At 71.8% G+C, this 15,735-nt stretch carries 18 protein-coding genes; 12 read left to right on the top strand and 6 right to left on the bottom strand.

Going from position 1 to position 15,735, the window contains the following annotated elements; genetic code table 11:
* Positions 1-5: 5 nt before the first annotated feature.
* Both priA and EWH70_RS31835 read left to right on the top strand, forming a co-directional pair.
* Positions 6-737, top strand: a complete 732-nt coding sequence (gene priA / locus EWH70_RS31840; protein WP_130479281.1) for a bifunctional 1-(5-phosphoribosyl)-5-((5-phosphoribosylamino)methylideneamino)imidazole-4-carboxamide isomerase/phosphoribosylanthranilate isomerase PriA — start codon at positions 6-8, stop codon at positions 735-737.
* A gap of 86 nt (positions 738-823) precedes the next feature.
* Complete coding sequence (locus EWH70_RS31835) at positions 824-2,377, top strand: carboxylesterase/lipase family protein (protein WP_130479280.1); 1,554 nt, start codon at positions 824-826, stop codon at positions 2,375-2,377.
* 55 nt (positions 2,378-2,432) lie between these two features.
* On the opposite strand, the gene EWH70_RS31830 is transcribed toward EWH70_RS31835, so the two are convergent.
* Entirely contained in the window at positions 2,433-2,825 is a 393-nt protein-coding gene (locus tag EWH70_RS31830) for a PPOX class F420-dependent oxidoreductase (RefSeq protein WP_130479279.1), read from the bottom strand.
* 37 nt (positions 2,826-2,862) lie between these two features.
* On the opposite strand from EWH70_RS31830, the gene hisF reads away from it, so the two are divergent.
* Genes hisF through hisI form a run of 3 tightly spaced genes read left to right on the top strand, consistent with a single transcriptional unit; the run spans position 2,863 to position 4,357 of the window.
* Complete coding sequence (gene hisF / locus EWH70_RS31825) at positions 2,863-3,624, top strand: imidazole glycerol phosphate synthase subunit HisF (protein WP_130479278.1); 762 nt, start codon at positions 2,863-2,865, stop codon at positions 3,622-3,624.
* Complete coding sequence (locus EWH70_RS31820; protein WP_130479277.1) at positions 3,621-4,004, top strand: hypothetical protein; 384 nt, start codon at positions 3,621-3,623, stop codon at positions 4,002-4,004. The genes hisF and EWH70_RS31820 overlap by 4 nt, the downstream gene beginning before the upstream one ends.
* On the top strand, positions 4,001-4,357 hold the full coding sequence (gene hisI / locus EWH70_RS31815; RefSeq protein WP_130479276.1) for a phosphoribosyl-AMP cyclohydrolase: 357 nt from the start codon (positions 4,001-4,003) through the stop codon (positions 4,355-4,357). Before EWH70_RS31820 ends, hisI begins: the two co-directional genes overlap by 4 nt.
* On the opposite strand, the gene EWH70_RS31810 is transcribed toward hisI, so the two are convergent.
* Both EWH70_RS31810 and EWH70_RS31805 read right to left on the bottom strand, forming a co-directional pair.
* Positions 4,358-5,107, bottom strand: a complete 750-nt coding sequence (locus EWH70_RS31810; protein WP_130479275.1) for a carbonic anhydrase — start codon at positions 5,105-5,107, stop codon at positions 4,358-4,360.
* Between the two features lie 93 nt (positions 5,108-5,200).
* A complete protein-coding gene (locus EWH70_RS31805) occupies positions 5,201-5,824 on the bottom strand; it encodes a TetR/AcrR family transcriptional regulator (protein WP_240687333.1) in 624 nt (207 codons plus the stop codon).
* A 92-nt stretch (positions 5,825-5,916) separates the two neighbouring features.
* Between EWH70_RS31805 and EWH70_RS31800 the strand changes: the two genes are divergently transcribed.
* The 7 genes from EWH70_RS31800 to lgt all read left to right on the top strand — a co-directional run bounded on the left by EWH70_RS31800 (position 5,917) and on the right by lgt (position 12,792).
* Positions 5,917-7,464 carry an anthranilate synthase component I gene (locus tag EWH70_RS31800; RefSeq protein ID WP_130479273.1) on the top strand — a complete coding sequence of 516 codons (1,548 nt, stop codon included), beginning with the start codon at positions 5,917-5,919 and terminating at the stop codon, positions 7,462-7,464.
* Positions 7,457-8,041, top strand: a complete 585-nt coding sequence (locus EWH70_RS31795; protein WP_130479272.1) for a Trp biosynthesis-associated membrane protein — start codon at positions 7,457-7,459, stop codon at positions 8,039-8,041. The genes EWH70_RS31800 and EWH70_RS31795 overlap by 8 nt, the downstream gene beginning before the upstream one ends.
* A gap of 127 nt (positions 8,042-8,168) precedes the next feature.
* Positions 8,169-8,978: an indole-3-glycerol phosphate synthase TrpC gene (trpC, locus tag EWH70_RS31790; RefSeq protein WP_130479271.1), complete on the top strand. Its 810-nt coding sequence runs from the start codon at positions 8,169-8,171 to the stop codon at positions 8,976-8,978.
* Positions 8,957-10,204, top strand: coding sequence for a tryptophan synthase subunit beta (gene trpB / locus EWH70_RS31785; RefSeq protein ID WP_130479270.1), 1,248 nt, complete (start codon positions 8,957-8,959; stop codon positions 10,202-10,204). Before trpC ends, trpB begins: the two co-directional genes overlap by 22 nt.
* Positions 10,201-10,992 (top strand): tryptophan synthase subunit alpha, encoded by a 792-nt coding sequence (trpA, locus tag EWH70_RS31780; RefSeq protein ID WP_130479269.1) that lies wholly within the window; start codon positions 10,201-10,203, stop codon positions 10,990-10,992. Before trpB ends, trpA begins: the two co-directional genes overlap by 4 nt.
* Positions 10,992-11,762 carry a TetR/AcrR family transcriptional regulator gene (locus EWH70_RS31775; RefSeq protein ID WP_130479268.1) on the top strand — a complete coding sequence of 257 codons (771 nt, stop codon included), beginning with the start codon at positions 10,992-10,994 and terminating at the stop codon, positions 11,760-11,762. The genes trpA and EWH70_RS31775 overlap by 1 nt, the downstream gene beginning before the upstream one ends.
* A gap of 16 nt (positions 11,763-11,778) precedes the next feature.
* Positions 11,779-12,792, top strand: a complete 1,014-nt coding sequence (gene lgt, locus EWH70_RS31770; protein WP_130479267.1) for a prolipoprotein diacylglyceryl transferase — start codon at positions 11,779-11,781, stop codon at positions 12,790-12,792.
* A 92-nt stretch (positions 12,793-12,884) separates the two neighbouring features.
* Here the strand turns inward: lgt and EWH70_RS31765 are convergent, their stop codons facing one another.
* The 3 genes from EWH70_RS31765 to EWH70_RS31755 are packed head-to-tail and all read right to left on the bottom strand — an operon-like array spanning position 12,885 to position 15,621.
* Positions 12,885-13,664 (bottom strand): ABC transporter ATP-binding protein, encoded by a 780-nt coding sequence (locus EWH70_RS31765; protein ID WP_130479266.1) that lies wholly within the window; start codon positions 13,662-13,664, stop codon positions 12,885-12,887.
* Entirely contained in the window at positions 13,661-14,689 is a 1,029-nt protein-coding gene (locus EWH70_RS31760) for a FecCD family ABC transporter permease (protein WP_130479265.1), read from the bottom strand. The genes EWH70_RS31765 and EWH70_RS31760 overlap by 4 nt, the downstream gene beginning before the upstream one ends.
* An 8-nt stretch (positions 14,690-14,697) precedes the next feature.
* Positions 14,698-15,621: an ABC transporter substrate-binding protein gene (locus EWH70_RS31755; protein WP_130479264.1), complete on the bottom strand. Its 924-nt coding sequence runs from the start codon at positions 15,619-15,621 to the stop codon at positions 14,698-14,700.
* Positions 15,622-15,735 lie beyond the last annotated feature (114 nt).

Genomic DNA, 15,735 nt, shown 5'->3' with positions numbered 1-15,735 from the left:
GCGCCGTGACTTTCACCCTCCTCCCGGCCGTGGACGTGGCCGACGGCCAGGCCGTGCGGCTCGTCCAGGGCGAAGCCGGCACCGAGACCTCATACGGCGACCCGCTGGACGCCGCGCTGGCGTGGCAGCGTGACGGCGCCGAGTGGATCCATCTGGTCGACCTGGACGCGGCGTTCGGGAAGGGGTCCAACCGCGAGCTGCTGGCGGCCGTGGTCGGGAAGCTGGACGTGCAGGTCGAGCTGTCCGGTGGCATCCGCGACGACGAGTCGCTGCGCGCGGCGCTGGCTACCGGTTGCCGCAGGGTGAACCTGGGCACGGCCGCACTGGAGAACCCGGCCTGGTGCGCGAGGGTCGTCGCCGAGCACGGCGACCGGGTGGCGATCGGCCTCGACGTGCGCATCACCGAGGCGGGTCACCGGCTCGCGGCGCGGGGCTGGACCTCCGACGGCGGCGACCTGTGGGAGGTGCTCGACCGGCTGGACGCCGACGGCGCCCAGCGTTACGTCGTCACCGACGTCAGCAAGGACGGCACGCTGCAGGGGCCGAACCTGGAGCTGCTGCGGGACGTGACCGCCCGCACCGACGCCGCCGTCATCGCCTCCGGCGGGGTGTCCAGTGTGGACGACCTGCGGGCACTGGCCGGGCTGGCCCGCGACGGGGTCGAGGGTGCGATCGTCGGCAAGGCGCTCTACGCCGGCGCGTTCACCCTGCCCGAGGCGCTGGCCGCCGTTCGCTGACGGGCTGACCACTTTCGTGGCGTTTCGCGATCCACGAAAGTTGATTCGACCGCGCCTGCGGGCCTCCTCGGCGCTAGCTTGCCGGTATGAGGCTGTTCACATCAATGCTGGTGGCGTCGCTGGCGCTGGCGGCGTGCTCCGCAGAGTCCACTTCGGACCCCACGCTGGTGCGTGTCTCGGCGGGTGAGGTCCGTGGGACGGAGAGCGGGAACGTCCGGACGTTCCAGGGCATCCCGTACGGCGCCGCCGGACGGTGGGAGCCCACCGGCCCGGCCGCGCCGTGGCAGGGCGTTCGCGACGCCACCAAGCCCGGCAACATGTGCCCGCAGGGCGGGACCCAGTACGCGCAGACCACCAGCACCACCGAGGACTGCCTGGTGCTCAACGTGACCGCACCGCGAACGGCCACAAAGGACAGTCCGAAACCGGTGATGGTGTGGCTGCACGGCGACGGCGGAGTCGGGGCCGGGCACCTGTTCGACGCCAGGGCACTGGCCGAGACCGGTGACGTCGTGGTGGTCACGGTGAACTACCGGCTGGGGATCTTCGGCAACTTCAGCATGCCGGGGATGGATGTGCCGGGCTCGTTCGGGCTGCTGGACCAGCAGGAGGCGATGCGCTGGGTGCGCCGCGAGATCGCCGCGTTCGGCGGAAAACCCGACAACGTCACCCTGTTCGGCGAGTCCTACGGCGCCCAGTCGGCCAGCGCCCACCTGGTCTCGCCGCAGGCGCGGGGACTGTTCGACCGGGTCATCCTGCAGAGCGGGTTCGCGTTGATGGACATGCCGGCCGGTTCGCTGCTGCCGGATCTGGAGGCGCAGCCCTGGTGGGGCTGGCGGACGGCCGAGGAGCAGTCCCAGCTCGCCGCGGCCAGCATCGGGCAGGTGGGCTGCGCCGACCTGAACTGCCTGCGTGGACTGCCTGCCGACAGGTTGTTCGGACTGATGCAGCCGTTCCAGTCGTTCGCCTACGGCAACCAGGTCCTGCCGAAGGCGCCCGCGGAGGCGTTCGCCGCCGGCGAGTTCCATCCCGTGCCGGTGCTGATGGGTGCCACCCGGGACGAGCACCGCGGGTTCACCGGGCTGTTTTTCGACCTGCTGGGCACGCCGGTGACGGCCGAGCAGTACCCGCGGCTGCTGGACAGGGCCTTCGGCGACCGGGCAGCCGAGGTGGCGCGGGAGTATCCGCTGACGGCGTTCGAGAGCCCGAGCATCGCGTGGGCCACGGTGCTCACCGACCGCATGTGGGCGCGTTCGACCGACCGGTTCGCGCGGGCGGTCGCCAAGCGCGCCGCCGTCCACTTCTACGAGTTCGCCGACCGGGCGGCGCCGTCGTTCCTGCCGTTCCCGCCCACGTTCCCGCCGGGCGCGTTCCACGCGGGTGACCTGCCCTACGTCTTCCCGGACGAGGAGTTCACGGCGAAGTCGACGCCGGAGCAGAAGGAGCTGTCCGGGCGGATGATCCGCTACTGGGCAGGCTTCGCGCACCGCGGCGACCCGAACGGCGCGGGGCTGCCGCGGTGGCCCGCGTTCGGCGAGGGCGGGCACGTGCAGTCGCTGGGCACCGGCCCGGCAGGCGTCGGCCCGGCCGACTACCGCGCCACCCACAAGCTGGACTTCTGGGACCGGATGCCCGGCTGAGTGTCAAAGCACGTGAAGGCCACCTTCATCACGTGTGACGTGATGAAGGTGGCCTTCACGTGCTCTCGTCGAGGCGGACGGCGATGCCGAGGGTGCGCTTGCGGCCGCCGCGCAGGCGGCTGCCGAACATCACCAGTCGGCCGGTGATGCCGTACTTGCGGGCGATCAGCGAGCGCACCCGGTCGCTGGCCTCGTCGTCGAGCAGGCGCGCCTGCCCGGTCACCACCGGGCCTTCCGGCTTCTTGCCACTGAAGTCGCTGGCCTGCACCTCGACCCGGCCGTCACGGCGGATCCGCTTGACCTTGCCGGAGTCGCGCGGCGTCCACACCAGCAGGTCGGTGTCGTCGGCGGCCGCCCACAGCGGGGTCGGCACGGGCGTGCCGTCCTTGCGGAACGTGGTGAGCACGACGTAGCGCTGCGCGCCGAGGCGGTCGAGTTCGGATGCCATGGACGCCACGGTAGTCACTGAACGTAGGCTGGACCGCATGTCGGTAGCGGTGAGGGTGATCCCGTGTCTCGACGTGGACGCGGGACGGGTGGTGAAGGGCGTCAACTTCACCGACCTGCGTGACGCGGGAGACCCGGTCGAACTGGCGCGTGCCTACGACGCGGCCGGCGCCGACGAGCTGACCTTCCTGGACGTGACGGCGTCGTCGAGCGACCGGGAGACCACCTACGACGTCGTGCGGCGCACGGCGGAGCAGGTGTTCATCCCGCTCACCGTCGGTGGCGGGGTGCGGGAGAACGCCGACGTCGACCGGCTGCTGCGGGCCGGGGCCGACAAGGTCAGCATCAACACCGCCGCCATCGCCCGGCCGGAGTTCCTGCACGAGGCGTCGCGCCGGTTCGGCTCGCAGTGCATCGTGTTGTCGGTCGACGCCCGGCGCGGCGGTGGCACCGAGTCCGGCTTCGAGGTCACCACCCACGGCGGCAGGCGAGGGACCGGCATCGACGCCGTCGAGTGGGCCGCCCGCGGCGAGGAACTGGGCGTCGGGGAGATCCTGCTCAACTCCATGGACGCCGACGGCACCAAGGCCGGGTTCGACCTGGAGCTGATCGGCCTGGTGCGCAAGGCGGTCCGGGTGCCGGTGATCGCCAGCGGCGGGGCGGGTGCCGTCGAGCACTTCCTGCCCGCGGTGACCTCCGGTGCGGACGCGGTGCTCGCGGCCAGCGTGTTCCACTTCGGCGAGCTGAGCGTCGGCGAGGTGAAGGCCGCCCTGCGGGCGGGAGGAGTGGTGGTGCGATGAACGCGCGACGCTGGGACGTGATGATCGAGGTCAAGGTCGTCGTGGCGCTGATGCTCGGCGTCGGCCTGGCCGACGTGCTGGTGGCCGCGGTGCTGTACACGGCGCCGCACGCGTCGGCCGCGGTCTTCCTGGTGCCCGCGACCAGCCTGATCCTCGGCGGACTGGTGGCCGCGGGACTGGTGCTGCGCATGCGGTCCTCGCGGTTCGCGGGCTACGGCGTGGCGATCCTGTTCGCGCTGATCCACGCGTTCCTGATGCTGGGCGCGCAGTTGTGGTGGATCAAGGTGATCTGCGGCCTGGCCGCCGCCGCGCACATCTACGCCGTCGTGCTGCTGGCCAGCGGCCCGGTGCTGCGGCACGTGGGGAGCGCCCGCGCGTGAGCCTGGACCCCGAGCTGGCCGCCCGGCTCAAGCGCAACGCCGACGGCCTCGTCTGCGCGGTGGTGGTCGACCACGCCACCTCCGACGTGCTGATGGTCGCCTGGATGAACGACGAGGCACTGCACCGCACGCTGACCACCCGCCGCGGCACGTACTTCTCCCGCAGCCGGGGAACGTTGTGGGTCAAGGGGGAGACGTCCGGGCACGTCCAGCACGTCCGCGAGGTGCGGCTGGACTGTGACGCGGACACGGTGCTGGTCCGGGTGGACCAGACCGGGCCCGCGTGCCACACCGGCACCCGCACGTGCTTCGACGGCGACGACCGCCTCCTGCTGGCGGACGGCCCCGCCTGATCAGACGCGGGTGACCGCGCCGGTGGTCAGTTCGTAGGTCGCCGACACGATCTTCACGCCCCGCTCGGCGATCGCCTTCGTGACGATGTCCGAGCGCTCCTTGAGCAGCACCGCCGTGCGGCGGGCCTGCTCGGCAACGCAGGCGGCGAGGAACGCGGCCGGGTCCGGGTTCGGCGGGGTGGCCCGCACGGCAGGCTCGACGGCACGCACCAGCGTCGAGATGTCCCCGGACAGGTGCGCGGTGCCGCGGACCAGGTCGACGGCCGCGCTCACGGCTCCGCAGCTGGCGTGCCCGAGGACGACGATCAGCGGCACCCCGAGGTGCTCGACGGCGTACTCGATGCTGCCGACGACGCTGGTGTCCAGGACCTCACCCGCCGAGCGGATGACGAACATGTCGCCGAGCCCCTCGTCGAAGACCAGCTCCGGGGGGACGCGGGAGTCGGCACAGCCGAGGATCACCGCGAACGGATGCTGGCCCTTGACCAGCGACTCGCGCCACTTCAGCGACTCGTGCGGGTGCTTCTGCCTGCCTGCGACGAAGCGGGCGTTGCCCTCGCTGAGGATGCGCCACGCCTGGTCGGCCGTGATCGGCGTGCTCTGCCCGCCGCCGTCCGGGGTGGGCGGCGGCGCGGGCGGGGCGGTCGCGGCCGCGGCGGGGGCAGTGCCCGCGGCGAGGGCGGCGGCAGCTCCGGCGGTCAGGCCGAAAAGAGATCTTCTTCGTAACGCTCCGGAATCTCTATCACTCATATAGGGGAGCTTATGAGTGTTTCTTCATGAAGAAGTGCAGCTCTGACCACGAAAAACGGACACATACGGTGAAACGGATGTGATGCGTGTCGCTCATTCGGTGGGCGGGCCGATGTCGCCCGTCAGATACCGCTGCAGGGTGGGCGCGATGGCGGGCACGAGGGTGTCGATGTCGGCGGAGGCGAACGGCTCGAACTTGACCACGTAGCGGATCATCCCCATGCCGATCATCTGCGACGCGCACAGCGTGGCACGCAGTTGCGGCCGGTCGTCGACCGCCCGCTCCTGGATGCGGCCGAACAGCCGCTTCAGGAACAGCTCCCGCATGATCTGCGTCGCCTGCTCGTGCGAGGTCACGCTGCGCACCAGTGCGGTGAACACTCCGCCGCCGGTGGCGTCCCAGAGTGTCAGGAACTTGCGGACGATGCGCTCGCCGAGCTGCTCGGCCGGGCCGGTCAGCAGAGTGCTCACCAGCTCCTCCGGGTCGAACGGCAGTTGCAGGATCGCCTGGGCGAACAGGTTCTCCTTGCTGCCGAACCAGTGGTTGACCATGGCGGCGTCGACGCCGGCCCGCCCGGCGATCCCGCGTACGGTCGCGCCGTCGTAGCCTGACTCGCTGAACACCGCCCGCGCGGCGTCGAGCAGCAGGGTACGCGTGTCCTCCCCGGCGGGACGGCGGCCGCGGCGCCGGGGGCGATCGGTCGAGGGACTGGTCACCCGACCATCATGCATGTCCGGGCAAACAATTCAATAGTTGATGAAATAAGCCACTCGCGGGTGGCGACAGCGGCGGCGGCACAATAGCCGCCATGGCGACCCCCCGCACCGACACCGCAGCCGCCACCGCCGGCCTCGGCGCGGTGACCCCTTCACTGGAGGACTTCCGCGCTCTGGCGGCCGACCGCAGGGTCATCCCGGTGGTCCGCAGGCTGCTGGCCGACGCCGAGACCCCGGTCGGGCTCTACCGCAAGCTCGCGGCAGGCAGGCCCGGCACGTTTCTGTTCGAGTCGGCGGAGAACGGCGAGTCCTGGTCGCGATGGTCGTTCGTCGGCGTGCGCAGCCCGGCCGCGCTCACCGTGCGCGACGGCGAGGCGGTGTGGGTCGGCACCCAGCCCGCCGGCCTGTCCTCCGGCGGCAACCCGCTCGACGTCCTGAGCGAGGCACTGCGCGAGCTGCACACCGAACCGCTGCCCGGAATGCCGCCGCTGACCGGCGGGATGGTCGGCTACATCGGCTACGACGCCGTGCGCTGGCTGGAACGGTTGCCCGAGCACGCCACCGACGACCTGCGCATCCCCGAGCTGACCATGCTGCTGGCGACCGACCTGGCGGCACTGGACCACCACGAGGGCACGGTCACGCTCATCGCCAACGCGGTCAACTGGGACGACTCGCCCGAGCGCGTCGACGCTGCCTACGCCGACGCGGTCGAGCGCCTGGACCGGATGACCGCCGAGATGGCGGCGGCAGCACCCGCCACCAACGCCGTGTTCGAACGGCCCGCGCCGGAGTTCACCCGGCGTACCGCCGAGGCCGACTTCCACTCGATGGTGACCACGGCCGTCTCGGCCATCCACGCCGGCGAGGCGTTCCAGGTGGTGCCCTCGCAACGGTTCGAGATCGCCACCGGCGCCGACCCGCTGGACGTCTACCGGGTGCTGCGTACCTCCAACCCCAGCCCGTACATGTACCTGCTGCGGATGGACGGCTTCGACATCGTCGGGTCCAGCCCGGAGGCGCTGGTCACCGTGCGGGACGGGCGGGCGACCTCGCACCCGATCGCGGGCACCCGCTGGCGTGGGGCCGACCCGGATGAGGACGCCCAGCTGGCCAAGGACCTGCTGGCCGACGAGAAGGAGCGGGCCGAGCACCTCATGCTGGTCGACCTCGGCCGCAACGACCTCGGCAAGGTGTGCGCGCCGGGCACGGTGCACGTCGTCGACTTCTTCCACATCGAGCGCTACAGCCACGTCATGCACATCGTGTCCACGGTGACCGGGGAACTGGCCGAGGGACGGACGGCGTTCGACGCGGTCACCGCCTGTTTCCCGGCCGGAACCCTGTCCGGGGCGCCGAAGGTCCGGGCGATGGAGCTGATCGAGGAGCTGGAGCCCACCCGCCGCGGGCTCTACGGCGGCGTCGTCGGCTATCTCGATTTCGCGGGCAACGCCGACACCGCCATCGCCATCCGCACCGCCCTGATGCGGGACGGGACGGCCTACGTGCAGGCCGGGGGCGGCGTCGTGGCCGACTCCGATCCGCACTACGAGGACACCGAGTCGCTGAACAAGGCGCGCACGGTGCTGTCGGCCGTCGCGGCGGCCGAGACGATGCGGGCGGCTGGTCCGGATGCCTGAGACGCCCGCGGCCGAACGGCCCAGCAGCAAGCGTCCACTGTGGATCGCCGTGGTGTTGCTGCTGCTCGGCGCGGGCGGGCTGTGGGGGTCGTCGCGGCTGATCTGGTTCGCCGAGTTCCGCGACGCAGGCGTGCGCGGAATGGTGCTCTACAGCGAGAACGGCGCGACCAGGGCCGTCGCGCTGGTACCGCTGGCGATTCTCGCGTTGGCCGGTGTGGCCGGGGTGGTGGCGACCGGCGGCTGGCCGCGGCGGATCCTGGCGTTCGTGCTGGCGGCGGCCGGGGTGGCGGCCTGCTGGGTGGCCGTGGACGGCGTGCGGTTCGGCGGCTACGCCGACGGCGTGCCGGCCGCGGAGATTCTCACCGGGCGAGGACTCGCCTTCCTGGCGGGAATGTTCTTGGCCGCCGGAGGGTTGGTAGCGGCCAAGGGCGCCGGCCGGATGCCGCGACTCGGTGCCCGCTACACGACACCGGGGGCCAAGCGGGCGGCACGCGAGGCCCGCGATCCCGACACCCAGCTCTGGGAGGCACTGTCCGATGGCACTGATCCGACGCGGGGTCCCACGACCGGGCGATGAGGGTTGACGGACCCGGAACCGGTCCATCCGGACAGGCGGGTTAGCATCCTTCAGGCGGGAAGGGGAAGGTTTTTGTGATCGGGCTTGCGACACGAGAAGTGGACGCGGCGACGGGCGGGGTCGTGCGGTGAGTGTTCTCGACGAGATTGTCGACGGGGTCAGGGCGGACCTCGCCGAGCGTGAGGCTGCGCTGTCCTTCGACGAGTTGAAGCGCCGCGCGGCGGACGTGGCGCCCCCGCGCGACGTCATGGGCGCGCTGAAGGAGTCCGGAATCGGCGTCATCGCCGAGGTCAAGCGGCGCAGCCCGTCCAAGGGGCAGCTGGCGGAGATCCCCGACCCGGCCGCGCTGGCGCGCGACTACGAGGACGCCGGGGCGCGGGTGATCAGCGTGCTCACCGAGCAGCGCCGCTTCGGCGGTTCACTTGCCGACCTTGACGCGGTTCGCGCGGCGGTGGACATTCCCGTGCTGCGCAAGGACTTCATCGTCAGCCCCTACCAGGTGCACGAGGCCCGGCTGCACGGCGCGGACATGGTGCTGCTGATCGTCGCCGCGCTGGAGCAGAACGCGCTCGTCGCGCTGCTGGACCGGGTGGAGTCGCTGGGCATGACGGCGCTGGTGGAGATCCACAACGCCGAGGAGGCCGACCGCGCGCTGGAGGCGGGTGCCTCGGTGATCGGCGTCAACGCCCGCAACCTGCACACGCTCGAGGTCGACCGCGACGTGTTCTCCCGGCTCGCCCCCGGCCTGCCGATGGACGTGTTCAAGGTCGCCGAGTCCGGCGTCCGCGGTCCGGGCGACCTGATGGCCTACGCCGGTCAGGGTGCCGACGCGGTCCTGGTCGGCGAGGGGCTGGTCGCCTCCGGTGACCCGAAGGGTGCCGTGGTCAAGTTGGTCACGGCCGGTTCGCACCCCGCGTGCCCGAGGCCGTCGCGGTGACACCCGACCCGCACGAGCGCACCTCGCACGACCCGGACGAGCGCGGCTACTTCGGCGGGCGCTATGGCGGCCGGTTCATGCCGGAGGCGCTGATCGGTGTCGTCGACGAGGTCGCGGCCGAGTACGACAAGGCCAGGACCGACCCGGAGTTCAACGCCGAGTTCAACCGGCTGCTGCGGGACTACGCGGGCAGGCCGTCGCTGCTCACCGAGGCGCCGCGGTTCGGTGAGCACGCAGGTGGCGCGCGGATCTTCCTCAAGCGCGAGGACCTCAACCACACCGGCTCGCACAAGATCAACAACGTGCTGGGCCAGGCGCTGCTCACCCGGCGCATGGGCAAGAAGCGGGTGATCGCGGAGACCGGCGCCGGCCAGCACGGCGTCGCCACGGCCACCGCCTGTGCCCTGCTGGACCTCGAGTGTGTCGTCTACATGGGCGAGGTCGACACCCAGCGGCAGGCGCTCAACGTCGCCAGGATGCGGCTGCTGGGTGCCGAGGTGATCCCGGTGAAGACCGGGTCGCGCACGCTCAAGGACGCGATCAACGAGGCGCTGCGGGACTGGGTGACCAACGCCGACACCACGCACTACCTGTTCGGCACGGCCGCCGGGCCGTCGCCGTTCCCGGTGATGGTGCGCAACTTCCACAAGATCATCGGCATCGAGGCCCGCGCGCAGATCCTGGAGCAGGCAGGCAGGCTGCCGGACGCGGTCACCGCCTGTGTCGGCGGTGGGTCCAACGCCATCGGCATCTTCCACGGGTTCATCGACGACCCGCAGGTCCGGCTCGTCGGCATGGAGCCCGCGGGCGACGGGATCGAGACCGGGCGGCACGGGGCGACCATCACCGAGGGCAGCCCGGGCAACCTGCACGGCGCGATGTCCTACCTGCTGCAGGACGAGGACGGCCAGACGATGGAGTCGCACTCGATCTCGGCCGGCCTGGACTACCCGGGCGTCGGACCCGAGCACGCGTGGCTGGCCGACAGCGGGCGCGCGGAGTACCGGCCGGTGACCGACGCCGAGGCCATGGACGCGTTCCAGCTGCTGTCGCGCACCGAGGGCATCATCCCGGCCATCGAGTCGGCACACGCGCTGGCCGGCACCCTGAAACTGGGTCGTGAGCTGGGGCCGGACGGCCTGATCGTGGTGAACCTGTCCGGCCGCGGCGACAAGGACATGGACACCGCCGCCAAGTACCTCGGGCTGGTGGGGGAGGACTCGTGAGCGGGCTCGCCGAGCTGTTCGAGCGGACGAAGGCGGAGAACCGGGCGGCGCTGGTCGGCTACCTGCCCGCCGGTTACCCCACCGTCGACGAGTCCAAAGACCTGCTGGCCGCCACCATCGACGGCGGCGCGGACCTGGTCGAGGTCGGCATCCCGTACTCGGACCCGGTCATGGACGGGCCGACCATCCAGGCCGCGGCCGACGCGGCCCTGGTCGGCGGTTTCCGGCTGCGCAACCTGTTCGAGGTGGTCGAGTCGGTGTCCGCCCGCGGCGGTCGCGCCGTGGTGATGACCTACTGGAACCCGGTGCGCCGCTACGGCGTCGACGCGTTCGCCCGCGACCTGGCGTCGGCCGGCGGGCTCGGCATGATCACCCCGGACCTCATCCCGGACGAGGCTGACGACTGGATGGCCGCGTCCGAGCAGCACGGGCTGGACCGCATCTTCCTGGTGGCGCCCTCGTCGTCGGAGGAGCGGATCCACCGCACGGTGCGGGCGGCGTCCGGGTTCGTCTACGCCACCGCGGTGATGGGCGTGACCGGCGCGCGGGACCGGGTCGGCGCGGGTGCGGCCGAGCTGGTGCGGCGCACCAGGGCACACACCGACCTGCCGATCGGCGTCGGGCTGGGGGTGCGTTCCGGTGCGCAGGCGGCCGAGGTCGCCGGGTTCGCCGACGCGGTGATCGTCGGGTCCGCGCTGGTCACCAAGGCGGCCGAGGGTGCCGACGCGGTGCGTGAGCTGGCGGCCGAGCTGGCCGAGGGCGTGCGCCGCACTCCGGCACCGGCCTGATGGAGATCACCGGCGGCGGTGATCCCGCGCGCAGCCTCGCGCTGTTGTGGCGTACCAAGGAAACCGCCAGCCGCAAGGGCAAACCCGATCTGAGCGTCGACCGGATCGTGCGGGCCGGTATCGAGCTGGCCGACGAGCACGGGATCGGTGCGCTGTCCATGCGCAGGGTGGCCGAGCGGCTCGGCGTCGGCACGATGTCGCTCTACACCTACGTTCCCGGCAAGGCCGAGCTGATCGACGTCATGGTCGACACGGTCAACGGCGAGACCGAACGTCCCGAGGACGTGCCCGGCGGCTGGCGCGGCAGGCTGGAGCAGGTGGCCAGGCAGAACTGGCTGCTGTACCGGCGGCATCCGTGGCTGCTGCAGGTGGCCACCATCCGCGCCGTGCTCGGGCCGCACGTGGCCGCGAAGTACGACTACGAGCTGCGGGCCGTCGACGGCATCGGGCTGTCCGACGTCGAGATGGATTCGGTGCTCACGCTCGTCGTCGGGCACGCGCAGAACGCGGCCCGCGGCGCGGTCGAGGCCGAGCAGATCGAGCAGCGGACCGGGCTGTCCGACGAGCAGTGGTGGGACCGGCACGGCCCGCTGCTGGGCCAGATGGTGGAGCCGGGCCGCTTCCCGATGGCGTCGCGGGTCGGCGAGGCGGCGGGCCGCGCGCACAACGCCGCGTACTCCGCCGAGCACGCGTTCGAGTTCGGCCTGGCCCGGGTGCTGGACGGCATCGAGGCGTTCATCCGAGCCCGGAGAGATAGGGGTCACTCGTAGGGGCTACGGTGTCGGCGTGAACACGGCCTTCCTCGCGAACATCCCGAGTCCCGACCGTGGCGTGTGGGAGCTGGACCTCGGCTTCCTGACCCTGCCGATCCGCGCCTACGCGCTGTGCATCATCGCGGGCATCGTCATCGCCATCTGGCTGGGCGAACGCAGGTGGATCGCCCGCGGCGGGACCAAGGGCACCATCGTCGACATCGCCGTGTTCGCGGTGCCGTTCGGCCTGGTCGGCGGCCGGCTGTACCACGTGATCACCGACTACCACCAGTACTTCGGCGAGGGCAAGGACCCGCTGAAGGCGCTGCGGATCTGGGAGGGCGGCCTCGGGATCTGGGGCGCGATCGCGCTCGGCGGTGTCGGTGCGTGGATCGCCTGCCGCCGCCGAGGTATCCCGCTGCCCGCGGTGGCCGACGCCATCGCGCCCGGCATCGTGCTGGCCCAGGCCGTGGGGCGGCTCGGCAACTACTTCAACCAGGAGCTGTACGGCGCGCACACCGAGGTGCCCTGGGCGCTGGAGATCTACCACCGGGTCAACGCGCAGGGCGACCCGGACACGCTGAACGGGATCGCGCAGAACAACATCCCGCTGGACACCGTGCATCCGACGTTCCTCTACGAACTGCTGTGGAACGTGGGCGTCGCGCTGCTGGTGATCTGGGCGGACCGGCAGTTCCGGCTGGGCCACGGCCGGGCGTTCGCGTTGTACGTCGCCGGCTACACGCTGGGCCGCACCTGGATCGAGCTGATGCGGACCGACCCGGCCACGCCGGTGTTCGGTGTGCGGGTCAACGTGTGGGTGTCGATCCTGGTCTTCCTCGGCGCGGTGGCCTACCTGTTCATCGCCCGCTCGCGGGGCGACCGGGAACCGCCGGAGTCCCTGCGCAACAAGGACGACCGCCCCGACGACGACGCCGAGGCGCCCGAGCCCGAGCGAGAGTCCGAGGCCGAGCGGGCCGACGAGGCCACCGACACTCCGGCCGCGGCGGACCCGGCCGAGCCCGGGCCGGTCAAGCGCGCCGACTGACGTTCCCAATGCGGCTTTCGTTGCGTTCAAGTACCCCAATGTGGCATTGGGGTACTTGAACTCCCCCAATGCCACATTGGGGGAGTTCAAGTTCAGGAAGCCGGACGCCGGGGCGCGACGGTCAGCTGCCCGGCGCTGGTGGTGAGGATCTCCGTGTCGGCCGCGTAGTGGCGGGCCAGCAGCTCGGGCGTCAGGACGTCGGCAGGCGGGCCGGCCGCGACGACGGCGCCGCCGTCGAGCAGCACCAGGCGGCCCGCGTACTGGGCCGCCAGCGTCAGGTCGTGCAGGGTCGAGATGACCGTCGTCCCGTCCTCGGTCCGCAGCCGGTCGACCAGTTCCAGCAGCGCCTGCGCGTGCCCGATGTCCAGGCCGGTGGTCGGCTCGTCGAGCAGCAGGATCCGGGTGCGTTGCGCCAGCGCCCGGGCCAGCACCGCGCGCTGCCGCTCGCCGCCGGACAACGTCCGCAGCGCCCGCCCGGCCAGGCCGCCGAGATCCAGCCGGGACAACACCTCGTCCACAATGGACAGATCGGCGCCACTCTCCCTGCCGAGCAGCCCCAGGTGCGGCGTGCGGCCGAGCAGGACGTAGTCGGTCACCGTCAGCCCGTCGGGCAGGATCGGCGACTGTGGGGCGTAGCCGACGAGTCGCGCCCTTTCCTTGCGGGACAACGACTCCAGCGCCCGCCCGCCGACGGTCAGCTCGCCCCGCGCCGGTACCAGCCCCGCCATGGCCTTGAGCAGGGTCGACTTGCCCGCGCCGTTGGGGCCGACGATGGCCAGCCACGCCCCTTCGGCCACCGACACCGACACCTCGTGCAGCACGGGCCGCGCGCCGTAGCCCGCGCTCACCCGGGTCAGGTCCACCGCCGTCACGTCAGCCGCCCCTTCGACGTGCGCAGCACCAGCAGGAAGAACGGCGCGCCGGTGAACGCGGTCACCACTCCCAGCGGCAGCTCGCCGGGCAGCGCCGTCCGGGCGATGTGGTCGGCGACCACCAGGAACGTGGCCCCGCCGATCAACGACATCGGCACGATCACCCGGTAGCTCGCCCCGGCCAGCAGCCGCACCAGGTGCGGCACGACGATGCCGACGAACCCGATCAGCCCGCTCACCGCGACGGCCGCCGCCGTGGCCAGCGACGCCGCCAGCAGCACGACCAGCCGGACCCGTCCGGGCCGCACGCCCAGCGCGGCGGCCTCGGCGTCGCCCAGCGTCAGCACGTCCAGCAGCCGCGCGCACAGGCACAGCACGACGCCGGCCAGCGCCGTGTACGGCAGCGCCAGCCACACCTCCTGCCAGCCGGACACGTTCAGCCCGCCGAGCATCCAGGTGTAGACCTGCTTGAGACTGTCGGTGTTGAGCTGCTGCGCGAACGTCTGCACGGCGGTCAGGAACGCCGCCACGGCGACGCCGGCCAGCAGCAGGGTCGCCGTGCCCGTCCCGCCGGCGGATCGTCCCAGCAGCCAGCTCAGGCCGACCCCGGCCAGCGCGCCGGCGAACGCGGCCAGCGGCAGCGGCCCGATCACCCAGCCGGTGACGTCCGGGGCGAACACGACGACCAGCGTCGCCGCCATGCCCGCGCCCGCGGCCGCGCCGAGCAGGTACGGGTCGGCCAGCGGGTTGCGGAACACGCCCTGGAACGCCGCTCCGGCGCTGGCCAGGGCGGCGCCGACCAGGGCAGCCACCAGCACGCGCGGCAGCCGCAGCTGCCAGATGATCGCCGCCTCGCGGTCGGACAGCGGCGACGTGCCGCCGGTGACCTGGGCGACGATCTCGCCCAGCACCCGCTGCCAGCCCAGTTCACCCGCGCCGAGCAGCAGGGCGGCCAGCACGCTGACCAGCAACAGCACCAGGCCGGCGGCGACGGTCCGCGGCCGCAGCCGCGTGACCGTGGCCACGGAGGGCACTACTTGCCGGCCTTGGCCACCGCCGCCCCGACGGCACGGGCCAGCTCGACGATGCGCGGGGTCCACCGGGACGCCACGTCGTCGTTGAGGGCGACCACGTTGCCGTTCTTCACGGCGGTCAGCGTGTTCCAGCCGGGCCGTTGCGCGACGGTCTGCGGGCTCTGCCCGCAGCACTTGGTGTCGGCGAGGAAGATCAGGTCCGGGTTGGCCTGCAGCACCTTCTCCGACGACAGCTGCGGGTAGTCGCCGACCCCGCCGCCGTCGGCGATGTTGGCCAGGCCGAACTTCGCGTAGACCTGCCCGATGAACGTGCCCGAGGTGACGGAGTAGAACGTCTGGTCCACCTCGTGGTAGTAGCGCAGTGGTTTGGCGGGCTTCGGTGTCTCGGCGACGATCTTGTCCAGATCCTCCCTGGTCCGCCGGGCGACGTCGGCACCCTCGGCGGCGTGGCCGGTCGCCTTGCCCAGCAGCTCGATGTGGCTGTAGGCCTCGTTCAGGGTCTTGGCGTCCGGCACGACCAGCGTCGTGACCCCGGTCCGCTGCAGGGCCGCGGCGAGCTTGCCGTCCCGGTCCGCGCTGACCACCACGAGGTCGGGGTTGTGGCCGGCGATGGCCTCCGGGTCGGGGGAGAGGCCGGACAGCGGCGTCTTGGGAACCTCCGGCGGGAAGTCCGACGCCGAGTCGACGGCCACCACCTGGGAGCCCGCGCCGACGGCGTAGAGCACCTCGGTGACCGTCGGCGACAGCGCGACGATCCGCTCGGGGCGCTTGGCCACCGTGACCGACGGTGCACCGGCGGGGGACAGCTGCACGGGGAAGGCCCCGTCCTGCTGCGGCCCCGGAGCCGGTGCGGGCTCACGGTCGGCGCAGCCGGCCAGTACCAATCCAACCAACAGGAACAGGACGCTCAACCGCCTCGACATGGCGGGGAAGCTACCAGCGGTCACCGGTCAGCGCTGGGAAGCGGGGGCCGGTAGAATCGGTGGGCTGAACGGGCGACTACAATTAGCAATCCGAAGCAATCCGCTCCCATCAAG

Source organism: Amycolatopsis suaedae (genome assembly GCF_004214935.1).
Lineage (GTDB): Bacteria > Actinomycetota > Actinomycetes > Mycobacteriales > Pseudonocardiaceae > Amycolatopsis > Amycolatopsis suaedae.
Note: the sequence above shows the minus strand (reverse complement) of the source record. Positions and strands in the feature narration are given on the sequence as shown.